1 protein-coding gene is annotated in these 1,875 nt (G+C 60.9%); it reads right to left on the bottom strand.

Annotated elements, in window-relative coordinates; translation table 11 throughout:
• On the bottom strand, window positions 1-1,875 hold a 1,875-nt coding region (locus H5U08_RS17360), incomplete at both ends, for a hypothetical protein (protein ID WP_297035986.1).

A 1,875-nucleotide genomic window follows, 5' to 3' on the forward strand; every position in this document is an offset into this window, starting at 1 on the left:
CGAAGCTCTTCCAGAGTCTGGTCCAGCCTGGTCAGTTCTTCGTTGCGCTGGCCCACCTCACGCTCCAAACGGCCGGCGTCCCAGTTCCACGCGTCTTCGGCCAGCGGACTTTCCCGCTTGAACTGGCCCACCTCTGCAAGAAGGACGTGGAAATCCTCCTCAGCCTTCTTCAGATTCTCTTCCAACTCCTGTCCTGTGGAGACGCCCACGCTGCGAAGAAGCGTATTCTTTTGTTGCTCGAGCGAACTGTGCTTCTGTTCCCAGTGGGAAAAATCGTCCAGCAGCCGGAATCCCTGCGCAAGCTGTTCCTCGCTCAGGAGTCGTTCGGGGTCGCTGCGTTCCCCAGCGTGAATACTGCAGAGGTCGAGAACTTCGCCCGGCACCGCCGAGAGCAGCAGGCGGCTTCGCGCTTCTTCCAGGGTCTGCTGCTCCCGACAAAAGTTTTCGCGGGTCTCCAGGAAAGTTCGGTACCGTCCCAGTCCCTGAAGGAGTTGGCTGAGATCCCGGGTACCGGCCCATGTTTCGATGCTGCGCCACACTTCTTCCACGCTTTCCCGCGTCCGACGCAACGCCTGTTCGCACTGTTCGACTTCCTGCTGGCGAACGGTGTACTCTGCCGGCCAGCATGTGGGTCGATAGACCCGGGAGATGCCCCATCCCGCGGCCACCGCCACAAGCAAACCCGCAACCAAGCCCAACAGGACGTACCCGAGCACACACAAAATCCCCGCGACAACTCCGCCGGCGAGGACAGCCCCACCCAGAACAACAGGCCGCTGGCGTCGGCGATCAATGACGGGCTGAACCCGCTGCCACTCCAGCCGAGCCTGGTCGAGCCTTCCCTCCGCTTCCTTCAAATGGCCCATCTGTTGTTGAAGACGCTCGATTTGCTGGGGTGCGTCTTCGGGCCAGTGGCAAACGTCCGCAAAACGTTCTCGGGGATCCGAAGAAGCGACTGCCCGCGATCTCTCGGCCACATCCCGGGCGAAATCCCGGTAGCCCTGCAATTGTTCATACCACCGTTTTCTGGCATCCGGGGTGGCCTTCCGCAAAAATACGGGAAACTGTTCTGCGGCCGCCTGAAGTGCGGCTTCTTCCTGGAGGAGGCGCTGCCACTCATCCATCGCTTTTTTCAGGCGGTCCCGGGTCTCCGCTTTGAGGCGATGTTCCCGACGAAATTGGCGGACACGGTCCAGCACTTCCAGTTCCAGCTTCAGGTCCTGTCGGGCCTTTTCCGTTTCGCTGATCGATCGCGTCAGCGTTTCAATCTCTTCACGAATGTTCAGCCCCGTTTCCAGGTGCCGCTCGGCCTGACGGATGGCGTTTTCGAGTTCCTGCCGCCTCTGACGGAGTTCATCCAGTTGACCGGGATTGCGGGCATCGGCGGTGGAAAGCCCGGCCGCTCGGGATTCTCGGGTGATTTCCCGATGCCGTTTGAGCAGGAAGTTGAGGGCCTGGTCCTTCGTATTCTCGCCCGCACCCGCAATCAACGATTGGATGAGGCCCCCCTGATCGTCCGACTGCGGATCAAATGGAGGACTCAGCATCGCGAGCCGGACAAACGCCTCGGCGGAAATGGGGGCAAAGTACTTCTGAGTGAGCAACGTCCACTGCTCGGCGTCAGCGGTCCGTCCCCGCCGCCGGTGACGAGACAGGTGGATGGCCTTCCAGCCTTCTTCTGCCCTGGTTTGAAGTTCCACATGGTGAGTGTGGAAATCGCGCTCCACACGAAACTCGCCATAACAGGTATCGGAAACCGTACCTCCATCTTCATTGATCGGGATCCGCGCGTACTCCAAGGCCGCCTGATAGGGGCCCTCGGCCGCATACCAGTTCCGGTCGGGTGGATCGTACCCCCACAGGATCGCCGCCACG

The sequence above is a fragment of the Thermogutta sp. genome, assembly GCF_014359955.1.
GTDB lineage: Bacteria > Planctomycetota > Planctomycetia > Pirellulales > Thermoguttaceae > Thermogutta.